The sequence below is a fragment of the Actinoallomurus iriomotensis genome, from assembly GCF_030269445.1.
GTDB lineage: Bacteria > Actinomycetota > Actinomycetes > Streptosporangiales > Streptosporangiaceae > Actinoallomurus > Actinoallomurus iriomotensis.
The window spans coordinates 108101-127391 of the sequence record NZ_BSTJ01000017.1; the positions used below are offsets into that span (position 1 = coordinate 108101).

19 protein-coding genes are annotated in these 19291 nt (G+C 71.9%); 3 read left to right on the top strand and 16 right to left on the bottom strand.

Annotated elements, in window-relative coordinates:
• Positions 1 to 3: 3 nt before the first annotated feature.
• The 8 genes from QSK37_RS46490 to QSK37_RS46525 all read right to left on the bottom strand — a co-directional run bounded on the left by QSK37_RS46490 (position 4) and on the right by QSK37_RS46525 (position 8129).
• Complete coding sequence (locus QSK37_RS46490) at positions 4 to 669, bottom strand: response regulator transcription factor (RefSeq protein ID WP_285635004.1); 666 nt, start codon at positions 667 to 669, stop codon at positions 4 to 6.
• On the bottom strand, positions 666 to 1802 hold the full coding sequence (locus tag QSK37_RS46495; RefSeq protein WP_285635007.1) for a sensor histidine kinase: 1137 nt from the start codon (positions 1800 to 1802) through the stop codon (positions 666 to 668). Before QSK37_RS46495 ends, QSK37_RS46490 begins: the two co-directional genes overlap by 4 nt.
• 416 nt (positions 1803 to 2218) lie before the next feature.
• Positions 2219 to 2803: a septal ring lytic transglycosylase RlpA family protein gene (locus QSK37_RS46500; RefSeq protein WP_285635010.1), complete on the bottom strand. Its 585-nt coding sequence runs from the start codon at positions 2801 to 2803 to the stop codon at positions 2219 to 2221.
• Positions 2804 to 3034: 231 nt separating this feature from the next.
• Complete coding sequence (locus QSK37_RS46505) at positions 3035 to 4111, bottom strand: alpha/beta hydrolase (RefSeq protein ID WP_285635013.1); 1077 nt, start codon at positions 4109 to 4111, stop codon at positions 3035 to 3037.
• Positions 4112 to 4140: 29 nt separating this feature from the next.
• Positions 4141 to 5247: a ferritin-like domain-containing protein gene (locus QSK37_RS46510; RefSeq protein WP_285635016.1), complete on the bottom strand. Its 1107-nt coding sequence runs from the start codon at positions 5245 to 5247 to the stop codon at positions 4141 to 4143.
• Between the two features lie 70 nt (positions 5248 to 5317).
• Complete coding sequence (locus tag QSK37_RS46515; protein WP_285635019.1) at positions 5318 to 6334, bottom strand: ArsR/SmtB family transcription factor; 1017 nt, start codon at positions 6332 to 6334, stop codon at positions 5318 to 5320.
• A 97-nt stretch (positions 6335 to 6431) separates the two neighbouring features.
• Complete coding sequence (locus QSK37_RS46520) at positions 6432 to 7310, bottom strand: NAD(P)-dependent oxidoreductase (RefSeq protein WP_285635022.1); 879 nt, start codon at positions 7308 to 7310, stop codon at positions 6432 to 6434.
• Between the two features lie 51 nt (positions 7311 to 7361).
• Positions 7362 to 8129, bottom strand: coding sequence for an IclR family transcriptional regulator (locus QSK37_RS46525; protein WP_285635026.1), 768 nt, complete (start codon positions 8127 to 8129; stop codon positions 7362 to 7364).
• 183 nt (positions 8130 to 8312) lie between these two features.
• Here QSK37_RS46525 and QSK37_RS46530 point away from each other — a divergent pair, with 183 nt between their 5' ends.
• Together QSK37_RS46530 and QSK37_RS46535 are read left to right on the top strand one after the other, a co-directional pair.
• Entirely contained in the window at positions 8313 to 9425 is a 1113-nt protein-coding gene (locus QSK37_RS46530; RefSeq protein ID WP_285635030.1) for a hypothetical protein, read from the top strand.
• A gap of 75 nt (positions 9426 to 9500) precedes the next feature.
• On the top strand, positions 9501 to 9749 hold the full coding sequence (locus tag QSK37_RS46535) for a TFIIB-type zinc ribbon-containing protein (protein WP_285574509.1): 249 nt from the start codon (positions 9501 to 9503) through the stop codon (positions 9747 to 9749).
• On the opposite strand, the gene cydC is transcribed toward QSK37_RS46535, so the two are convergent.
• Genes cydC through QSK37_RS46555 form a run of 4 tightly spaced genes read right to left on the bottom strand, consistent with a single transcriptional unit; the run spans position 9722 to position 14990 of the window.
• Positions 9722 to 11443, bottom strand: coding sequence for a thiol reductant ABC exporter subunit CydC (gene cydC, locus QSK37_RS46540; RefSeq protein WP_285635032.1), 1722 nt, complete (start codon positions 11441 to 11443; stop codon positions 9722 to 9724). The two genes, QSK37_RS46535 and cydC, sit on opposite strands and share 28 nt — an antisense overlap.
• Positions 11440 to 12951: a thiol reductant ABC exporter subunit CydD gene (gene cydD, locus QSK37_RS46545; protein ID WP_285635037.1), complete on the bottom strand. Its 1512-nt coding sequence runs from the start codon at positions 12949 to 12951 to the stop codon at positions 11440 to 11442. Before cydD ends, cydC begins: the two co-directional genes overlap by 4 nt.
• A complete protein-coding gene (locus tag QSK37_RS46550; protein ID WP_285635040.1) occupies positions 12948 to 13796 on the bottom strand; it encodes a cytochrome d ubiquinol oxidase subunit II in 849 nt (282 codons plus the stop codon). Before QSK37_RS46550 ends, cydD begins: the two co-directional genes overlap by 4 nt.
• A 12-nt stretch (positions 13797 to 13808) precedes the next feature.
• Positions 13809 to 14990, bottom strand: coding sequence for a cytochrome ubiquinol oxidase subunit I (locus QSK37_RS46555; protein ID WP_285635043.1), 1182 nt, complete (start codon positions 14988 to 14990; stop codon positions 13809 to 13811).
• Between the two features lie 272 nt (positions 14991 to 15262).
• Between QSK37_RS46555 and QSK37_RS46560 the strand changes: the two genes are divergently transcribed.
• The gene (locus QSK37_RS46560) at positions 15263 to 15703 is read left to right on the top strand and encodes a hypothetical protein (RefSeq protein WP_285635046.1); all 441 of its coding nucleotides are present in this window, start codon (positions 15263 to 15265) and stop codon (positions 15701 to 15703) included.
• 253 nt (positions 15704 to 15956) lie between these two features.
• Here the strand turns inward: QSK37_RS46560 and QSK37_RS46565 are convergent, their stop codons facing one another.
• The 4 genes from QSK37_RS46565 to QSK37_RS46580 all read right to left on the bottom strand — a co-directional run bounded on the left by QSK37_RS46565 (position 15957) and on the right by QSK37_RS46580 (position 19289).
• Positions 15957 to 17279: an FtsX-like permease family protein gene (locus QSK37_RS46565; RefSeq protein ID WP_285635049.1), complete on the bottom strand. Its 1323-nt coding sequence runs from the start codon at positions 17277 to 17279 to the stop codon at positions 15957 to 15959.
• On the bottom strand, positions 17279 to 17947 hold the full coding sequence (locus tag QSK37_RS46570; protein WP_285635052.1) for an ABC transporter ATP-binding protein: 669 nt from the start codon (positions 17945 to 17947) through the stop codon (positions 17279 to 17281). Before QSK37_RS46570 ends, QSK37_RS46565 begins: the two co-directional genes overlap by 1 nt.
• Before the next feature lie 65 nt (positions 17948 to 18012).
• Positions 18013 to 18543 (bottom strand): PadR family transcriptional regulator, encoded by a 531-nt coding sequence (locus QSK37_RS46575; protein ID WP_285635054.1) that lies wholly within the window; start codon positions 18541 to 18543, stop codon positions 18013 to 18015.
• Between the two features lie 62 nt (positions 18544 to 18605).
• On the bottom strand, positions 18606 to 19289 hold the full coding sequence (locus QSK37_RS46580) for a response regulator (RefSeq protein ID WP_285574528.1): 684 nt from the start codon (positions 19287 to 19289) through the stop codon (positions 18606 to 18608).
• Between the last annotated feature and the right edge of the window lie 2 nt (positions 19290 to 19291).

Below are 19291 nucleotides of genomic sequence, written 5' to 3' on the forward strand. Positions count from 1 at the left end.
GCGCTACTGCGGCCGTGGCCGTACGAGGCCCTTGTCGTAGGCGAAGATCACGAGCTGGACGCGGTCGCGGGCCTGGAGCTTGGTCATGATCCGGTGCACGTACGTCTTGGCGGTGGCCGGGCTGAGGTGCAGCGCGCCCGCGATCTCCTCGTTGGTGAGGCCGACGGCGATCTGCGTGAGCACCTCGCGCTCGCGTTCGCTGAGGATGTCCAGCTCCGGCGTCGGCTCGGCGGGAGCGGGCTGCGCGGCGAACTCCCTGATCACCCGGCCCGTCAGGCCGCGGCCGAGCAGGCCCTCACCGGAGGCGACCACCCGGATCGCCTCCAGCAGCTCATCGGGCGCGGTGTCCTTCAGCAGGAAGCCCGCGGCGCCCGCCCGCAGCGCGCCGAAGATGTAGTCGTCGTGCTCGAACGTGGTGAGGATCAGCACGTGCGCGCCGCGCAGCGCCGGGTCGTCGGTGATGCGGCGGGTCGCCTCGATGCCGTCCATTCCCGGCATCCGGATGTCCATGAGGATCACGTCCGGCGACGTCGCACGCGCCCCTTCGACGGCCGCCTTGCCGTCGGCGGCCTCACAGACCACGTGCATGTCCTCGGTCGAGTCGATGAGGAGCTTGAAGCCGGCGCGTACGGTCGTCTGATCGTCGGCCAGCAGGACACGGATCGTCATGGACGGGACTCCTTCAGAGGCAGGCGGGCGTGCACACGGAAGCCGCCGCCTGGCAGTGCCGTGGTGTTGAGACGTCCACCGGTCGCGGCGACGCGCTCACGCATGCCCTGGATACCCAGGCCGTACGAGGCTTGATCACTCATCTCGACCGGCCTGCCGTCATTGGTGACCGCGACGTCCAGGCTGTCCGGGGCGAAGGTGAGCGTCACCGCGACCTTCATGACGTCGCGGGCGTGACGTTTGACGTTGGTGAGGCTCTCCTGGACGATGCGGTACACGGTGAACCCGACGATCGCCGGGACCTCGGTGGGCCGCCCCGACTCGTGCAGGGTCACCGGCAGGCCGGCCGCCCGGCTCTGGTGGACCAGGTCGGGCAGGTCGTCCAGGCCGAGCCCGGGGCGTTTCAGCGGCTCCGCGGTGCCGCGCAACAGGCTGAGCGTCCGGCGGATCTCCCCCAGAGCGGAGTTGCTGACGCCGTTGATCGTCTCCAGCGCCTCGCGGCCCGCCTTGGGATCCTCCTCGACGAACCGGGCGCTGACCGAGGACGTCACGCTGATCGACATCAGCGCGTGCCCCACGATGTCGTGCAGCTCCCGGGCGATGCGCAGGCGTTCTTCGGTGACCCGCCGACGCGCCTCGTCCTCGCGCTCGCGTTCGGCCCGCTCGGCGCGCTCCTCCGCGCCCAGGACGTAGGTGCGCTGGATCCGCACCCAGGCACCGGCGAGCACGGCCAGCGGAACGGCCGCGAGGGTGCCGAGGTTCTCGATGTCGTAGGAGGGGATCCGCGTGAAGATCTCGGCGACGACGAAGCCGACGATCGGGGTGGCGATCGCGGTCATCAGCGCCTGGCCGCGCCCGCAGTAACGGCCGACCGCGTAGAGGGCGACGAGGTCCGCCGGACTCGCCGGGTAGCTGTGTCTCAGGAGTGCCGCGATGAAACCCGAGAGAATGAGACATGCGATAAGGGTGGGAATGGGGAAACGCTTTCGGGCGAGCAGTGCCAGTGCGGCCAGCGCGGACAGAATGAGCGCGGGTGCGGTATGACCACGCCCGTGTAGATAAGGTAGATACACGGCGAAGACCCCGGCCGACAAGAGCAGGTCGGCAAGGGTGACCAGCCGTTTGGCCCTCAAGGTCGCCCCTTCGCAGCCACATTGTGTTCCTTGGTCGGGGCCTGCCCGACCAAACCTGCGGTCCACCACCCAGTAGAGCCCACGAAGCCGCAAAGTAGCAGGTCAACCGTGGTTGTACGGCGAAGTGTCACCCTGGGGTGGACGGCTTCACCCTTGCGGGCTACGTAACGTAGTGGCTGCAGGACCCCACAGACCAACAAAAAGGCCTGGCGCGTCGCGATGAATTGGGGGATTCAACGGGGGACGCGACGCGAAGGCCGTTCCCAGGGGCCTTGGATCTGTACCCGTCCAGGCCGCAGGAAAGCGAGCGTTCGCGGGTCGGGACTTCTTTGGGGGAAGGAGTCGACCGCCCGCGAACGCTCGCATTTCCGTTTCTAGATCATTTCTTGGTGTGGCCCGCGGATTCTGTTGAGCGTTCAGACTTTCGCGAGGACCTCGTATTTGACCGGGATGACCCCTGAGGCGAGGCCGCCGACCGCCTGCATCGCCGCGCTGGACAGGTCCAGGCAGCGCCCGGCGACGAACGGGCCCCGGTCGTTGATCCGCACGACCACCGAGCGGTCGTTGTTGCGGTTGGTCACCCGGACCTTCGCGCCGATCGGCAGCGACTTGTGCGCCGCGGTGAGGGCGTCCGGATCGATCGCCTCCCCGCTCGCGGTCCGCCCGCCGCCGGTGCCGTAGTAGGACGCCTCACACGCGCCGTGCGCGAGGACCTTGGCGTGCCGCTTCTTCTTGGCGACCGGCGTCGCCGTCGGCGTGTCGCTGGGCTCCGGCGTCGGCGTGGCGATCGGCGTGCGGTCCTGGTCGCGGCTGGCCCGATCGAGCGGCCGCGGCGGGTCGGCGGCGGCGCGGGCCTTCGGCTGTGCCGACGAGGAGCGGGCCCCGGTCACCGCGACGGTGATCGCGGCGAGTGCGACCACGGCGAGCCCGGCGGCGGCGATGAGAGCGGTACGGAGTCTCTTCGGTGTCGCAGTCTGACGATGTCGGCCGGATCTACCCACAAAGGGGTCCTTTGGTCGGGGACAGGACATCGGGCCCCGTCGGCAGAACCGTCGGCCCCCGATCGACACGAGCCGTCCAGGCCCCGCGCACGAGTCACCGACCCTAGGGGTCCACGCCGCTTGGTCACGTCCAAGGCACTGGTTTTTGTGCCCCATCTCACGGCGTGTTGGCCCGGAAACGATGATCGTATTACTCGCCGGAGGCAGAATGTGGCGAAGTGTCGCGGCGGCTCAGCGGCTGTGGTGCATGCGGTCGTGGATGGCTCGCGCGGACTCCAGGGCCGCCTCCCGAAAGCGGGGCGCGACGGCGAAGAAGCTCAGGTAACCGTGGACCAGGTCGGCCTCGCGGTGCAGGGTCACCGTCGCGCCGGCCTGCCGCAGTTTCTCCGCGTACTGCTCGCCTTCATCCCGCAGCGGGTCGAATCCGGCGGTCGTGATGTACGCCGGCGGGATCGAGGCGTCCACCTCGCCCAGCAGCGGGGAGAGCCGCGGGTCGGACCGATCGGCCGACGCGGCGTACTGGTCCGCGAACCAGGTGATCTCCCGGTCGGTGAGGAGGAGCCCGTCGGCGAACAGGTCCCGCGAGGGGTGGCGCCGGGTGAAGTCGGTGGCGGGATAGAACAAGAACTGGTGTGACGGGCGCGGGCCTTTTCCGCGGGCGGCGACCTGGGCGAGTACGGCTGCGAGATGGCCGCCGGCGCTGTCGCCTCCGACGGCGATCCGTGACCGGTCGACGCCCAGGTCATCGGCGTGCCGGTGGGCATGTTCGAACGCGGCCATCGTGTCCTCGACGGCGGCGGGGAAGGGATGGTCGGGTGCCAGGCGGTAGTCGACGGACATGATCTTCACCTGCGCGTGGTGCGCGAGGAAGGACACGGTGGAGTCGTAGGAGGTGCGGCTGCCGATGACGAATCCACCGCCGTGGAAGAACACCAGCAGGGGAGCAGGCGTGGTGAGGTGGCGCGGCGTGTAGAGGGTCGCCTCCAGGCCGCCGTGAGCGGTGTCGATGGCGATGTCTTCGCTGCGGATGTCCGTGTAACGCGGCCCTGCCAGCGCGTGCCGGCCGTTCTCCATGGCCGCGCGGGATTCTTCCGGTGATTCGTTGACGACGAGGGAGAAACCGGTGCGACGGCTCATCTCGGTCAGCAGTTGTGCGTCGAGACCCAGTGTCCGCCCGTCGATCTGGACGGCGGGTCCGGCCAAGCGCCGCTTGACGGGTGCGGGGAGCCGGAAGACGAGCCGCATGACGATCTTCTGGATCAACGCCGGGAGCGGGGGACGACCGGAGTCGTTGCCGGTTCGGGGCATCGGATCGACCTCGTGAGGACTTGTCAGGGTCAGTCCTCGGTGCCCTGGGCGATGGCCTCGTGGACCTCCTCGCGGCGTACCGCCAGCTCCTGTTCGGCCTTGGCCCGGTCGATCTCTTCGGCGATGTCCTCGTCCTGCTTCATGAGCTGGACCAGGTCGGCCTTGGCGTGGTCGAGCACACCCATGTCGGCGTAGGCCTTCTTCACCTTGTCGCCCCACAGCCCGATGTCGCGGACGCACGGGACGATGCGGGTGAAGAGCAGCGACTGGTAGAGCTGGTACACCGGGCCGTTGTCGACGAGGTTCATGCACTCCTTGACCGGCATGTCGAGCGTCTCGAAGATCTCTTTGCCCTTGAACCGGTCGCGCATGAGGTAGCAGCCCTCGACGACGAACTCCTCGCGCTCGGCGCGCTCCTTGGAGGTCAGCTGCGCGTAGTAGTCCTTGAGCGCCAGCCGCCCGAACGCCACGTGCCGTGCCTCGTCCTGCATGACGTACGCGAGGAGCTGCTTGACGAGCGGGTTGGTGGACATGTCGCGGTAGACGCCGAAGGCGGCGAGGGCCAGACCCTCGATGAGCACCTGCATGCCGAGGTAGGGCAGGTCCCAGCGGCCGTCGGACAGCGACTCCTCCAGGAGCTTGGCCAGGTCCTGGTTGATCGGGTAGTACATCCCGATCTTGTCCTGGATGAACTTGTTGTACAGCTCGACGTGCCGGGCCTCGTCCATGACCTGGGTCGCGGCGTAGAACTTGGAGTCCATGTCGGGCACCGACTCCACGATGCGGGCGGCGACCGTCAGCGCGCCCTGCTCACCGTGCAGGAACTGGCTGAACAGCCAGGTGCCCTGATGGCGGCCGAACTCGTCGCGCGCCTCCTGCGGCATCCGGTCCCACAGGTCCGAGCCGGCCAGCGGGTTGAGGTCCTCGGGGAAGCCGGCGACGTTGTGCGGGTCGACCGCGACGTCCCAGTCGATGCGCTTCTGGGCGTCCCACTGCTTGTCCTTGCCCTTCTGGTAGAGCGACAGCAGCCGGTCGCGGCCGTCGTCGTACTCCCAGTTGAACCGCGCGGCCCCCGCGACGGGCACGTGCCACGTGCTCTCCGGAATGGGGGTCGTGTACAGATCACGCATCGTCATGGGGGAAACCTCCCGCGAAGACCGGGCTTTACATATCTTGGTAACACGTAAAGTCAGGCCCCGCCAGGGGTCAGTCCTCGAACAGTTCGGTCAGCCGTTCCGCACGCGGAGTCAGTGACACCCGGACCTCCCGGCCGTGCCGTTCCCGCCGTACGAGGCCGGCGGCCGCGAGGCGTTCGCAGTGGTACGTGATCGCGCTGGGGGTGAGCCGGGTCAGCGCGGCCAGCTCGCCCATCGTGACCGGCTGGGACACCGCGCTCAGCACCTGCGCGCGGACCGGCCCGAGCAGGAGTTCGAGGGCGTCGCCGTCGCTCTCCGGCGCGGGCTGGCTGCGGAACAGCCGCCCCGCGCCGGGCACCGGGTAGCCCAGCCACACCGCGTCCGGCCGGTCGAGGCTGCAGATCAGCGCGTCGCCGCCGGAGACCATCGGCACCAGCACCAGCGGCCGTCCGGCCAGGTCGAACCGGGCCGGCTCGGGGTCGCGGATCTTCAGCACGCCGTCCTCGAACCGGCTGCTCGGATGGATGCCGCCGAGGATCACGTCGAGCCGGCCGCGCATCGCCGCCGCGCCCACGCGCGCGACCTCGCGGTCCAGCAGCGGGCGCGCGTCCCGCCACGCCGGCCGCATCGCCGCCCAGACCTGGCTCGTCGCGGAGGCGTACGCGCGCAGCCAGTTACGCGGCTGCCGGGCGACCGTACGCCAGTGCGGAGGCGGCCCGGAGGAGCCGAAGACGCCGTCGAGGTCGGCGAGAAGGTCGTCGGGCGACAGGTCCCGCAACCGCTCGATCTGCTCGTCGACCGACGTCTCCAGGATGGGGTTGAGCGGGCTCACGCAGTCGGGCGTGACCGAGTGTCCCGGTGCCACGAGCGGCCACACCGCCTGGGCCTGCGCGGGCGAGACGACCGAGCGGATGTGCCGCCGCCACGACTCCGGCGCGCCGCGCCGGCGTCCGCCGAGGGCGTCGGTCGTGAGCGCCAGCACGGACAGGTACGGGTCCAGCGACACACGTACCTGCGCGTCATCGAGCCTTCCGATATGAAGTTCTGTCGCGTCCGGCCGTTTGACCTGCTGGGTGGATACAGTCATGTTTCGCTTCCCCGTCGGCTAGACAGGTGGGACGCGGGCAGATGCCCGAGGGTTCCGCTATGTGACTATCCTCCCAATCACCGACATTCGGTAGGGACTATTCGCGGATTTCGGCGCCATCCGTTCGACGCGCCGCATAGTAGACGGCGGCCATGTCCTCGTCGCCGTGACCCAGCTCGATCGCGCGGCGAAACTGCTCGCGTGCGGTGTCGGCGATCCGCGGGTTCGCCCCGGCGGCGCGGCCGGCCGCCGCGACCAGGCCGGCGTCCTTCGCGGCGCCGGTCAGGGGGAAGGACGCCGGCAGCTCACGCTTGATGATGGCCTCGCCCTTGAGGTGCGCGTACGGCGTGTCCATCAGGCCGCCCTCGATCGCTTGCAGGAACAGACGCGGGTCGAGATCGAACGCCTCCGCGAGCGCCACCGCCTCGCCGATCGCCGAGGTCAGGGCCAGGACCCAGCTGTTGGCGACGAGCTTGAGCCGGGACGCCTCGGTGCCCTCGCCGATCCACATCGTGCGCGATCCGATCGCCTCGAAAACGCGGCCGACGCGCTCGTCGCGGGGACCGGAGGCCAGCACGACCAGGGCGCCGTCCTCGGCGGGCTTGCGGGTGCCGAGCACGGGGGAGTCCACGTACGGGACGCCGCGCGACCGGGCGAGCTCGGCCAGCCGGTCGGCGGCCTCGGCGCCGACGGTGCTCATCTGCACCCAGATCGCGCCCTCTTCCATCGCGGGCAGCACACCCGCGATGACCTGCTCGACGGCGTCGCCGTCGAGCAGCATGGTCACGACCACGTCCGCGCCGTCGGCCGCCTCGGCCGCCTCGTCGCACACGACCGCGCCGTCGTCGGCGAGCGGCTCGGCCTTGGCGCGGGTACGGTTCCAGGCCCGCACGCCGAGGCCGGCGCGCAGCAGGTTACGGGCGATGGGCTCGCCCATGATCCCGGTTCCCAGTACGGCAACGGTCAAATTGTCCATGAGATCACTTCTACCCCACCCTCGCCGGGATGATCTCGGCGGGGACGAGCGTCACGCCGAGAGGCTCTCCGCCAGGCGTCCGGCCGTACGGCGCATGATCGGTACGACGTCGTCGATCACGTTGAGGGGCAGCCGGCCCTGGGGCCCGGAGATCGAGATCGCGGCCAGGGTCGGCGTGCCGGTGAGGGGCACGGCGACGCAGCGCACGCCGATCTCCTGCTCCTCGTCGTCGAGGGCGTATCCGCGCCGCCGGATCGTGCCCAGCTGCTTCAGCAGCGCCGCCGGGTCGGTGATGGTGTGCGGCGTGTGCGCGGGCAGGCCCGTACGGCCGATGATCTCGCCGGCCACGGAGTCGGGGAGCTGGGCGAGCAGGGCCTTGCCCACGCCGGTGCAGTGCGGGTTCACGCGCCGGCCGACCTCGGTGAACATGCGCATCGAGTGCTTGGAGGGCACCTGCGCGACGTAGACCACCTCGTCGCCCTCCAGTACGGCCATGTTGGCGGTCTCGCCGACCTCGTCCACGAGCTGCGCGAGCGAGGGTTGCGCCCAGGACCCCAGCAGCCGCTCCGCCGTCTCGCCGAGGTGGATGAGGCGGGGTCCGAGGGCGTACCGCTTGGACGGCTCCTGCCGGACGTATCCGCGGTTGACCAGGGTGCGCATCAGCCGGTAGATGGTCGGCATCGGCAGCCCGGAGGTCTCCGCCAGCTCGGTCAGGGCCAGCCGGCCGCCCGCGTCGGCGAGGTGTTCGAGCAGTTCGAACGCCCGCTCCAGCGAGCGTACGCCGGACGCGGCCCGCGCTCCCGTGTCATCCCCCGTCACCCTGTTTCTCCTCTCCCGTTGACGACATCCTACTTTCGTCAGGCGAAAAAACTGGGAGAGTCCCGCGGGTTACAATGCGTGGTGACTCGGCTATAAGACGTAGCGACTCGCCTTGCGGGCGTCCACCCGCCCGTCCCCCTCGAAGGCCACCCGGCTATCCCACACCTTGGGGGACGTCCCGCCATGAAGGTGACATCCGGCACGCTGCTCGCCACGGCGGTGCTCGCCACGACGGGCGGGACTTTCGGCCCTGCCCGGTTCGCCGCGGTCGCGGCGCCCGCCGTCCACCTGGTGACCTCGATCCAGACCCTCTCCCGCGCGCCGGAGGGGACCCGTTACGCCGTTTCGGTGCGCCCGGTCGGCGGCACGGCCCGGGCGGCGACGCTCGTGCTCAGCACCTTCGCTCCGGCCGCCTGGACGGCCGCGGCATCGGGCTGCCTGTCCAGCGCCGACCGTACCGCCATGGCCTGCGACCTGGGCGACCTGAGCCCGCAGCGGGGCCGCACGCTGCACGTCACCGCCCGGCCGGGGCCGGGCGGTCCCGCGCAGGTGCCGGTCGTCGCGCAGGCCGGCGCGGCGAACGCTCCCTCGGTCATCGCGTCGCTCGGCGTCGCGCACCCCGCCGCCTTCCGGATGGTGCGTCGGGTCCGCGCACCCGATCCGTCGTCCTCGCCCGGCACGGACGCGTCACCCGAGCCGTGGACGTCCTCGGCACCGGCGGCGTCCCCGGCACTGGCGCCGTCGCCCGAGCCGTCGCCGTCCTTCTCCACGGCACCCGTCTCACCCGAGGCCGCACCGTGGTCGGCCGTGGCCGTCCCGCCCCGTCGCGCGCGCCCGCCGCGCCCCGCGGCCAAGCCGCCTCACCGGCCCACCGCCTCGGCCACGCCCTCGCCGGCGCCGTCGCAGGCCGGCCCGGCGCCGATGGCGGGCGCGCCGGCCATCCCGCAGGTGTCGGTGAGCCCGGAGGCCTCCGCGTCATCCGCGGCCAACCCGCCGCTCGGCGGCCCTCCGCTGCCGCTGCCCACCATCTCGTCGACGCCGTCGACGCCGCGCATCGCGCCGGGCAACCCGCACGAGGGCGTCTCCCAGCTGGACACGCTCTCCCCGGCCGGAGCGATGCAGGCCGGACGCACCTCCTGGGCGACCCTGATCGCGATCGCGGTCGTCACCGAGGCCGGGCTGCTCTGGCTCGTCGCCGGGCTGACGGTGATGCGTCGGCGTCGCGCCCTCGGCGCCTCCTCCCGGCGGTCCGGACGGCGGGCACTCAGGCCCCTTGTCTCCCGCATTCGTCCCTGAGATGGCGATTCCCTGTGGGAGCACTCGTCACTACGCTTGCGGAATCGCACGATTCGTATTCAGGGGAGCCGAACGATGGCTGACACGGGGTTGTACTGTCCGAAGTGCGCGGGAAAGTGGGACACGCACGACCGCAACGGAGTGGTGATCGAGGAGTGTGCGGGCTGCCAGGGGGTCTTCCTCGACCGTGGTGAGCTCGAGCGCCTCATCGACGCCGAGAGTGAGTACCTCGCCAAGATCGACCCGGCGGGGGAGGCGGAGACGTCCTACCACGGCCGGCACCGTCGCGGCATCATTCACCAGGTCTTCACGCCCACCGAGTGATCCGTGTGGAGGCGTTCGGCCTCCCACAGGTCACGGTAGGGTCCGCGCACAGCGGCCAGCGCGTCGTGGGGACCGCGCTGAAGGATCCTGCCTCGGTCGAGGACCACGATCTCATCGGCCGCCTTCAGGGGAGCGAGGCGGTGAGTGACGAGGACGACCGTCCGCTCGTCACCGAGCACGTCGGTGACGAGCCGGTCGGCCGCCGGCAGGTCCAGTCCCTCCGCCGGCTCGTCCAGCAGCAGCACCGGCGGGTCGGCGAGCAGGGCGCGGGCGAGCAGCAGCCGCTGACGCTGGCCGCCCGACAGCCCGTCGTTCGCCACCGGCGTGTCCCAGGCGTCCGGCAGTGAACGGATCCAGCCGAGCAGTCCGGCGCGGCGCGCGGCGGCCTCCAGGTCGGCGGCGGACGCGTCCGGCCGCGCGAGCGCGAGGTTGGCCCGGATCGAGGCGGTGAACACGTGCGCGTCCTGGGTCAGGCCGCGCACGGCCGCGCGGACGTCCGCCGCGTCGTAGGCGTCCAGCGGCGCGCCCCCGAGCAGCACCGCTCCGCGCGCCCGCGTCTCTCCGGCCAGCACCCCGAGCAGCGTGCTCTTGCCCGCGCCGCTCGCCCCCACGATCGCCACCTTGCGGCCGAAGGGCACGCGCAGGTCGACGCCGTCGAGCGCGACCGCCCTCCCGTACGCGGCGCGCACCCCGGCCAGTTCGATGCCGGGCCGCGCGGGAACCCGCGCGCGCCGCGCGACGGCCGGTTCGGGCGGAGCGGAGGCGAGCAGGGCGGTGACGCGGCGGGCGGCGGGACGCAGTTCGACGAACCGCCGCGCGGCGTCGGCCACCGGCACGACGGCCTCCACCGCGACGAGCGCCGTCAGCGTGAGCACCGTGACCGGCACGGCGTCCGCGCCGTGTCGCCGGGCCACCCACAGCACGGCGAGCGCGGTCAGGCCCTGGACGGCGGTGCCCAGGGCGTTCATCGTCGCCTCGACCGCCGCGGACCGGCGTTCGGCGCGTTCCAGCCGCGCGGCGGCCTCTTCGGCGCGGGTGACGAACCGCTCCGTCGCCCCGAACGCCGCCAGGTCGGTCGCGCCGCGTGCCACGTCCAGGCCGCGTACGGCCAGGTCGGAGCGGGCGGCGGCGACTCTTCGCGCGCCCGCGCGGGACGCGAGCGCGGCCACGGCCGGCAGCGCCGCCCCGGCGAGGACGATCCCGGCGGCGAGCACCGCGCCGGCGGCCGGCAGCAGCACGACGCTGAGGACGACCGCGGCGAGCCCCACCGCCCAGGAGACCATCGCGGGCAGCAGACAGCGCAGCAGCAGGTCCTGCACCGACTCCACGTCGGCGACCATCCGCTGGACGAGGTCCGCGTCCCGCCCGCCCGCGCCCACCGCGCCCAGGGACGGGTCCGCCGAGCGACGCAGCGCGTCGTACGTGCGCACCCGCAGGTCGGCGAGGACGCGGAGGGCGGCGTCGTGGCCGGTGAGCCGCTCGACGTACCGCAGACCGCCGCGGAACAGGGCGAACGCCCGTACGCCCACGATGGCGAGGGCCAGCGCGGACAGCGGCGGCTGCTGCCCGGCCCGCGCGATGAGCCAGGCCGCGCAGGCGGTCAGCCCGACCGCGGACAGCTCACCGCCCACGCCCGCGGCCACCGCCCAGGCCAGCGCGGCCATGTGTCTTCTTCCGATCACGCGGGCGATCACGCGGCCACCTTGGGCAGGGTCAGGTGGACGACCCGGTCGGCGACCGACAGCAGCGCCGGGCGGTGGGCCACGAGCAGCGCGGTGCGCCCGTCGAGGAGCCGCCGCGCGGCCTCGGCGACGAGCGCCTCGCCGCGCAGGTCGAGCCGGGCCGTCGGCTCGTCCATCACGACGACCGGCGCGTCCATCAGATGGGCGCGGGCGATCGCGAGGCGCTGCCGCTGCCCGGCGGACAGCCCGAGGCCGCGTTCGCCCAGCACGGTGCGGTACCCGTCCGGAAGCTCCGCGACGAACTCGTGCGCGCACGCGGCCTCGGCGGCCCGGCGGACCTCGGCGTCGCTCGCCTCCGGGCGGCCGAGCCGGATGTTGTCGGCGACCGTCCCGGCGAACAGGTGCGGCGCCTGCGGCACGTACGCGACCTGCCGCCGCCACGCGGCCAGGTCCAGTTCGGCGAGGTCGACCCCGTCCACGAGGATCCGGCCGGACTCCGGCCGGGCGAAGCCGAGCACGGCCCGCAGCAGCGTGCTCTTGCCCGCGCCGCTCGGCCCGGTGAGCGCCACCCGCTCGCCCGGCTCCACGGTCAACGAGAACCCCTCCAGCGCCGGCGCGCGGTCATCCGCGTAGCGCACGACGATGTCCTCCACCGCGATCCGCCCCGGCCGGACCCGTACGGCACCGGCCGCCGGACCGTCCCCGGCGAGCACCGCTTCGGCCTGATCGAGCACCGCGCGGCCCTCGGCGGCCGCGTGGAAGCGCGTGCCGAGCGACCGCAGCGGCAGGTAGGCCTCGGGCGCGAGCAGCAGCACGAGCAGCGCCGTCCGCAGGTCCAGCGAGCCGTCGAGGAGCCGCAGCCCGGCCGGCACCGCGACGAGCGCGACCGACAGCGTGGCGGCGATCTCCAGCACGAACGAGGACAGGAACGCGATCCGCAGCGTCCGCAGGGTCGCCCTCCGGTGCCCGTCGGCCATCGCGCGCACCACCCTGGCCTGCGCCCGGTCCCGGCCGTACGCGCGCAGGGTGCCCAGCCCGGTGACGACGTCGAGGAAGTGCCCGCCGAGCCGGTGCAGCGAAGCCCACTGCCGTTCGGTCGCCCGCCGCGTGTGCAGGCCGACGAGCGCCCCGAACACCGGGATCAGCGGCAGCGTCACCGCGACGATCAGCGCCGACGGCGGGTCCGCGACCGCGAGCCGTACGAGCACGGCGAGGGGCACCACCGCCGCGGCGTACCGCTGCGGCAGGTAGCCGGTGTAGTACGGGTCCAGGGCGTCCAGGCCGCGGCCGAGCAGCGTGACGTCGGCGCCGCGTTCGAGGAGCCGCCCGCGCAGCGCCCGCTTGCGCCGCGCGGCGGTCCATCCGCCCACCGTCCCCTGGCCCAGCGTGAGCACGGCGCGTCCGGCGACGACGGCCGCGAGCGGCAGCAGCAGGGCGCTCCCGGCCAGCACCCGGGACAGCAGGTCGGCCTGGGCCACCACGAGGAGGCCCTGCGCGAGCGCGAGCAGCACGTACGTCACAGGTACGAGGGTCCGTCGACCCGGCCGCGGAACGTCCACCACACCCATGCCTGCGCGGCGACCAGCAGCGGCAGCATCACGAACGCCACGGTCACGGTCAGCCCGGCGTCCTCGGCGGCGGTGGCGTCCGGGAGGTTCACCGCCGCGAGCAGCGGCACGACGAGGATGGCGAGCCCGGAGGACGCCAGCGCCGCGCCGTACCGCCGGGCGCCCAGCGCGGCCCACGCGAGCACTAGAAGCAGGGCGAGCCCGGCGGCGTACGGTGCGGTTCGCCCGAGGTGGCCGGCCCCGGCGCCGAGCGCGCACGGCACCCCGGTCACCAGCGCGACGGGCGCGAGCCGGCGGGCGAGCGGCGTGTGCGTGCCGAGCCGCAGTGCCGCGAAGACCGCCCCGTGCAGCGCGAACACCCCGCACGACGTCACCGCGAACAGCGGCGCGCCGCCGCCCATCAGCAGCCCGACCGCGACGCCCCACGATGCCGCGACCGCCCAGCTGCCCGCCACGGTCGCCCCGTCCCAGAACGTGCGCCAGACCGCGCCGTCGCCCCGGCCGCGCAGCCACAGGCCCATGTCGCGGACGATCCAGGCGGCGATCAGCACGACGAGCGCGCCCCAGATCCGGCCGAACACCTCGGCCTCCAGGCCCGGGAACAGCGCGGTCAGCAGACCGCCCGTGGCGACCAGCCACACCTCGTTGCCGAGGAAGAACGGCGCGATCGCCGCGAGCGTCAGCCGCCGGTCGCGGCCGAGGAAGGGCAGCAGCATGCCGACGCCGATGTCGGCGCCGCCCAGGACGAAGTAGCCGACGCCGAAGAGGCCGAGCAGCGCGTACGCGAGGGTGTCCACGGAAGAAGCTCCTCAGAAGGAGGGAACGGGCTCGAGGCTCTCGGCGGGCGCCGGGCGGCCGAGCGCGGCCGCGTCCGGTCCCCGCCGGGCGAACCGCCGCAGCAGGACGATGTTCACGACCGCCAGGACGGCGAACAGCGCGCTGACGCCGACCGTCGTGGCGAGCATCGCGCCGTGCCCCATCGGCCGTACGGCGTCCTCGGTGCGCAGCACCCCCTGGATCAGCCAGGGCTGCCGGCCGCCCTCGCGGTAGATCCAGCCGAACATCATGGCGGCGTACGGCACCGGCAGGGTGATCATCACCGTGCGCAGGAAGGCCCGCCCGCGCAGCAGCCAGCCGGTGAACGGCAGCTTGACCATCGCGGCGACCGCGACACCGAACATCCACAGCCAGGCCGCCATCATCAGCTCGCTCGCGATCCCGCTGAGCACGGACTTGCCGTCCCCGTCCGGGATGATCGAGAACTGCAGGCCGCCGAACACGGCCGACGGCACCACGGCGACGACGGCCGAAACGAGGCCGATCCGCAGCGAGCGCCGGAAGAACTCCAGGTCCACCGGCTCGCCGATACGGGCGCGCCGCAGGTGCCAGGCGCTGACCCCGGCCATGAAGAACCCGGCGACCAGGAACGCCCCGGCGGTGACGTGCGCGAGCGGCAGCAGCGCGGCGGAGTTGGTGAACAGGTCGGCCGCGCTGTGGACGCGCAGCTCGTCGCCCACGCGGAGGAAGCCGACGGGACGCCGCATGAAGCCGTTCGCGACCAGGACGAAGTAGGCCGAGACGTACGCGGTCAGCGTCACGACCCAGATCACCGCGAGGTGCGCGTAGCGGTTCAGCCGGTCCCAGCCGAAGATCCACAGCCCGAGGAACGTGGCCTCGACGAAGAACGCGACGAGCGTCTCCAACGCGAGCGGCGCCCCGAACACGTCCTGCGCGTGATCGGTCAGACCCGGCCAGTTCAGCCCGAACTGGAACTCCATGAGCAGCCCGGTCACGATCCCGACCGCGTAGTTGATCACGTACAGCTGGCCCCAGTAGCGCACCATCCGCAGCCTCACCGGGTCGCCGGTGACGACCGCCCGCGTCTGCGTGATCGCGACGAGCGCGGCGAGCCCCAGCGTCAGCGAGACGAACAGGAAGTGGGTGCCCGCCGTGATCGCGAACAACAGCCGGGCGAGCGACAGTGTGCTCAACGGAAGCCCTCCAGGTCGAGTGCGGCCAGGCGACACCGGCCGGTCTCACTCAACCGGAGGAACCCCCGCGAACGCGTCCGGCTGCGCGCTACATGCCACGTACATCCGGAGATGCAGGGGAGGTGGCGGCGTACATCGCGGAATGTACGAGCCTCTCAGCCCGCCCGGCCGGACCGTCCGACGCGTGATATTCGGCGCCGACGACGTTGACAGGGAGTCTCGAGGTGCTATTCACTACGAGTATACATTCAGTGAATAGAAGGGATTTCGTCATGCAACGTCGATCTCTCGGAGTCCTGCTCGGCTCGGGCGCGGCCGTGCTGGCCGCCGCTGTCACGACGGGCGTCTGGACCCACGAGGCCTCGGCCGGCACCCCAGCGCTCAAGACGAGTCGGACCGCGTCGCACTGGTTCAACCAGATCGAGCCGGCCAAGGGCCAGATCGTGTTCCTGCGCAACGGCTCCACGCCGTCCTCGGCCGGTCGATACCAGATCGCCGTCCGGGTGACCTCCAAGCACCACGGCCTGTCCTGCTTTGCCGAACAGCGCGACGGCGTCGACCTCGGCCGGTCTCGCACCATCGCCGCCGGAGACACCGCACCGGTCATCCTCGCCACGGCCGTGCCGGCCGGCACGCAGTACAACTTGATCTGCAATGGCACGGCACAAAGCCGGCAGGTGCTGAACGGCACGATCACCGAGACCTCCCGATGACCCTCGGGCGCCAAGGACCTCTGTTCCCGGCTTGACGTCATAACCGGCGGATTCAACCGGTCGTCGCGACATCGGTGGTCAGCTGGTTGTGGTGAGGAATTCAGCGATGCGCTCAGCCGGCGTTCGCCAGCCGAGCGTTTCGCGTTGTCTGGAGTCGAGTTCGGAGGCGACGGCGTCCAGGGAACCGGAGGTCTCGGTCACCCGGGGGCCGCACCGGCCGGGATCGACCCTGGGCCGCCGGCCGGTGCGCTGATCATTCCGTGCGGAGGCGGCCGGGGGAGACCGCGCGTTGGAGCCGGCGCTGTGACGCCTTGGTGGTGAGCGTCGCCGCCAGCACGCCGAGGGCGGCCATGAGGACCGCATTCGTCACCGGCCACCACGCCCAGGTCTCGTTGTGCAGTCCCCCGGTATCGGTCAGGCCGAGGAGGCCGATCAGCGCCGCGACAGAGCAGGGCAGGACCGCGGCGATGATCCCCTGCCGCAGGAGAACACGGCGCAACTCGCCGTCGGCGACGCCGGTGGCTCGGAGTGTGGCCAGCACCGGGCCATGCTCCATGAGGTACTCGGCCTGGTGCACGAGAAGGGCGGCGGCCGTCACGGCCATCGCCACAAGCAGCGCCAGGTCGACGAGGGTGAAGCTGGTCAGCCAGAACGGATCGAGCGTGTGCCGGTCGTCCATGATCCCCGCTTCGATCCACCCGGTGCCGCTGCCGATGGCCACGGCCAGGCCGAGGACGGACATCGTGCGGCCCCACGGGCGGGCGTCGGTTTCCAGGGCGCGGGCCGCGAGCAGCGTTTCCGCCGATCGTGCTCGGCGCCCGGCGACCCGGGCGGACGCCCAGACCAGGAGGCTCGTGGAGAGCATCATCCCGACGGCGAACAATCCGGCGCCGAGCAGGAGGGAGTACGGGCGGTACGGGACCGGAAGACCGGCGAACCGGGCGACCATGGGGACGCAGCCCAGTACGGGAACCAGGAGCACACGCCGGCCGGGTCGCCGCCGGGTGGCACGGCGGGTCACGCCGAGCGGGCTGGTGACGACATGGCGCCCGGCGAGCAGGCCGGAGACGGCGGCGACGGCGATGACCAGCGCCATGGCGGCCAGGCCCAGGGCCGGCGGCACCCCGGCCGCCGTCGTCGGCAGGTGCAGCAGTAGCCCGCGGATCGACCATTCCAGTAGGACGTAGGCGATGGCGCCGCACACCGTGCCGAGCGCGGCGGAGCGGGTCGTCTCCAACGCACCGAGCAGCCTCACCTGCGCCGGTGTCGCCCCGGTAAGCCGAAGCGCGGCGAGCCGTCGCTCCCGGTCCGCCGAGGCCAGCCGCCCCGTCTGGTGGAGGAAGGCGGCGATCGGAAGGATCATCAGGCCGAACGCGAAGGCGGTGCCGGGACGCGTGCCCCGGTTGGCGATGGGGCCTAGCCGGTCGTCGAGTTGCCCGTGCAGGGCGAGCACGTTGGCCGCGCCGAACAGGAACCAGGTGGCGAGCGCCGCACCGACGGCGACGAGCCGGGCGCGGGCGCGCTCGGCACGTGACCCGCCGCGTCCGAGCATTCCCGCGACCCGCAGCAAGGTCATCACGCGACCACCCCGGCAGCGGCCCCGTCGCGTACCACGATCTCCCGGTCCGCATGTGCGGCGACCTGATTGTCGTGGGTGACGAGTACGACCGTGGAGCCGTTCACCCGGGCGGCTTCCAGCAGCAGGCCCAGCACCTTTTCGCCGGCGAGGGAGTCCAGCGCTCCTGTCGGCTCGTCGGCGAAGACCACCTTCGGGCCGGTGACCAGGGCGCGAGCCATCGCGACACGCTGGAGCTGGCCCCCGGACAGTTCCCCGGGCCGCGCGTCCGCGACGTCGAGCGCGTCCATCCGCTCCAGCCAGTCGCGGGCAACTGTCGCCGATTTCTCGCGACCGTCACCGTTGAACAGCAGCGGCAGCGCGACGTTCTCCACCGCGGTCAGCTCAGGGACGAGCCGGCCGAACTGGAACACGATGCCGAACGCATCACGGCGGAGCCGTGTGCGCGCCGCCTCGTCGAGCGTGTCGATCCGTCGCCCGTCGTAGTGGACCTCGCCGGCCTCGGGGCACATGATCCCGCTGAGGCAGTGCAGCAGCGTCGACTTGCCCGAGCCGCTCGGCCCGGTGATCGCGACGACCTCGCCGGATTCGATCGCGACGGACACGCCGCGCAGGGCGTGCGTACGGCCGAACGTCTTCTCGATACGGCGGGCTTCCAGCAGGGTCATGGGTCCTCCTTCGTCGGAGGGCGTGACCACTGGGCCGGGCCTTTTGATTCCCTCGCTTCGCTCGGTCATGGGCGGATCTCCTTGGTGAGTTCGCCGATGCGCTGCCGGGCCGTCTCCAGCCAGCGCAGGTCGGCGTCGAGGTGATGCAGGGCGTAGTCGGTGGCGAGCAGTTCGCCGGCCGAGATCCCGGCGGTGTTCTTGCGGGCGGTCAGCTCGCGCATCCGCTCCAGGTGGGCGGCACGCTGCCGCAGCAGGTATCCATCCGCCGTTCCCCCGACGATCAGCGCCAGGACGACCCGCGTGGACAGCGCGCTGGAGACGTAGGGCGCGGGCGGTTCGATCTCGGCCAGCCAACGGCGCACCTCGTCCGTGCCGACGCTGGTGATTTCGTAGACGACGCGTTCGGGCCCGCCCTCCTTCGCGGTGCCGCTCACGGCGACCTTTCCGTCGCGCTCAAGGCGCTGCAAGGTGGCGTACACCTGTCCGTACGCGATCGGCTTCACCCCGGGAAACCGATCATCGTGCTCGCGTTTGAGCTCGTAACCATGCTTGGGCCGCTCGGTGAGCAGGCCGAGTAGGACATGCCCGATAGACATACGAGCAACTATACATTCAATGAATAGTCGCCCAAGGGTTCATGAGGTGAGGCCGGGGGTGCTCAGCCGAGCCAGCCGGGCCGTACCATCCCCGACTCGTAGGCGAGCACGACGAGCTGGGCGCGGTCGCGGGCGCCGAGCTTGGTCAGCACGCGGCTGACATGGGTCTTGGCCGTCGCCGGGCTGACCACGAGCCGGGCGGCGATCTCGTCGTTGGACAAGCCGCCGGCGACCAGCGTCATGACCTCACGCTCGCGTTCGGTGAGCTGCTCCAGGTCGCGTGCGGGCGGCGGGAGCTTGATGCGGGTGGCGAACTCGGCGATCAGGCGCCGGGTCACCGAAGGGGCGAGCAGCGCGTCGCCGCGCGCCGTCACGCGCACCCCGTGGATCAGCTCGATCGGGTCGGTGTCCTTGACCAGGAAGCCGCTGGCCCCCACCTTAAGCGCGGTGTAAACGTAGTCGTCGAGGTCGAAGGTGGTCAGGATCACGACCCGCACGTCGGACAGCCGCGGGTCCGCGACGATCCGCCGGGTCGCCTCCAGCCCGTCCAGCACCGGCATCCGGACGTCCATGAGGACGACGTCGGGCCGCGTCTGCGCGGCGATGCGCACCGCCTCAGCGCCGTCACCCGCCTCGGCGACCACGGTGATGTCGTCCTCGCCGTCGAGGATCGAGCGGAAACCGGCCCGTACCAGCTTCTGGTCGTCGGCCAGCATGACCCGGATCGGGGGGCCCACGTCGGTCATGA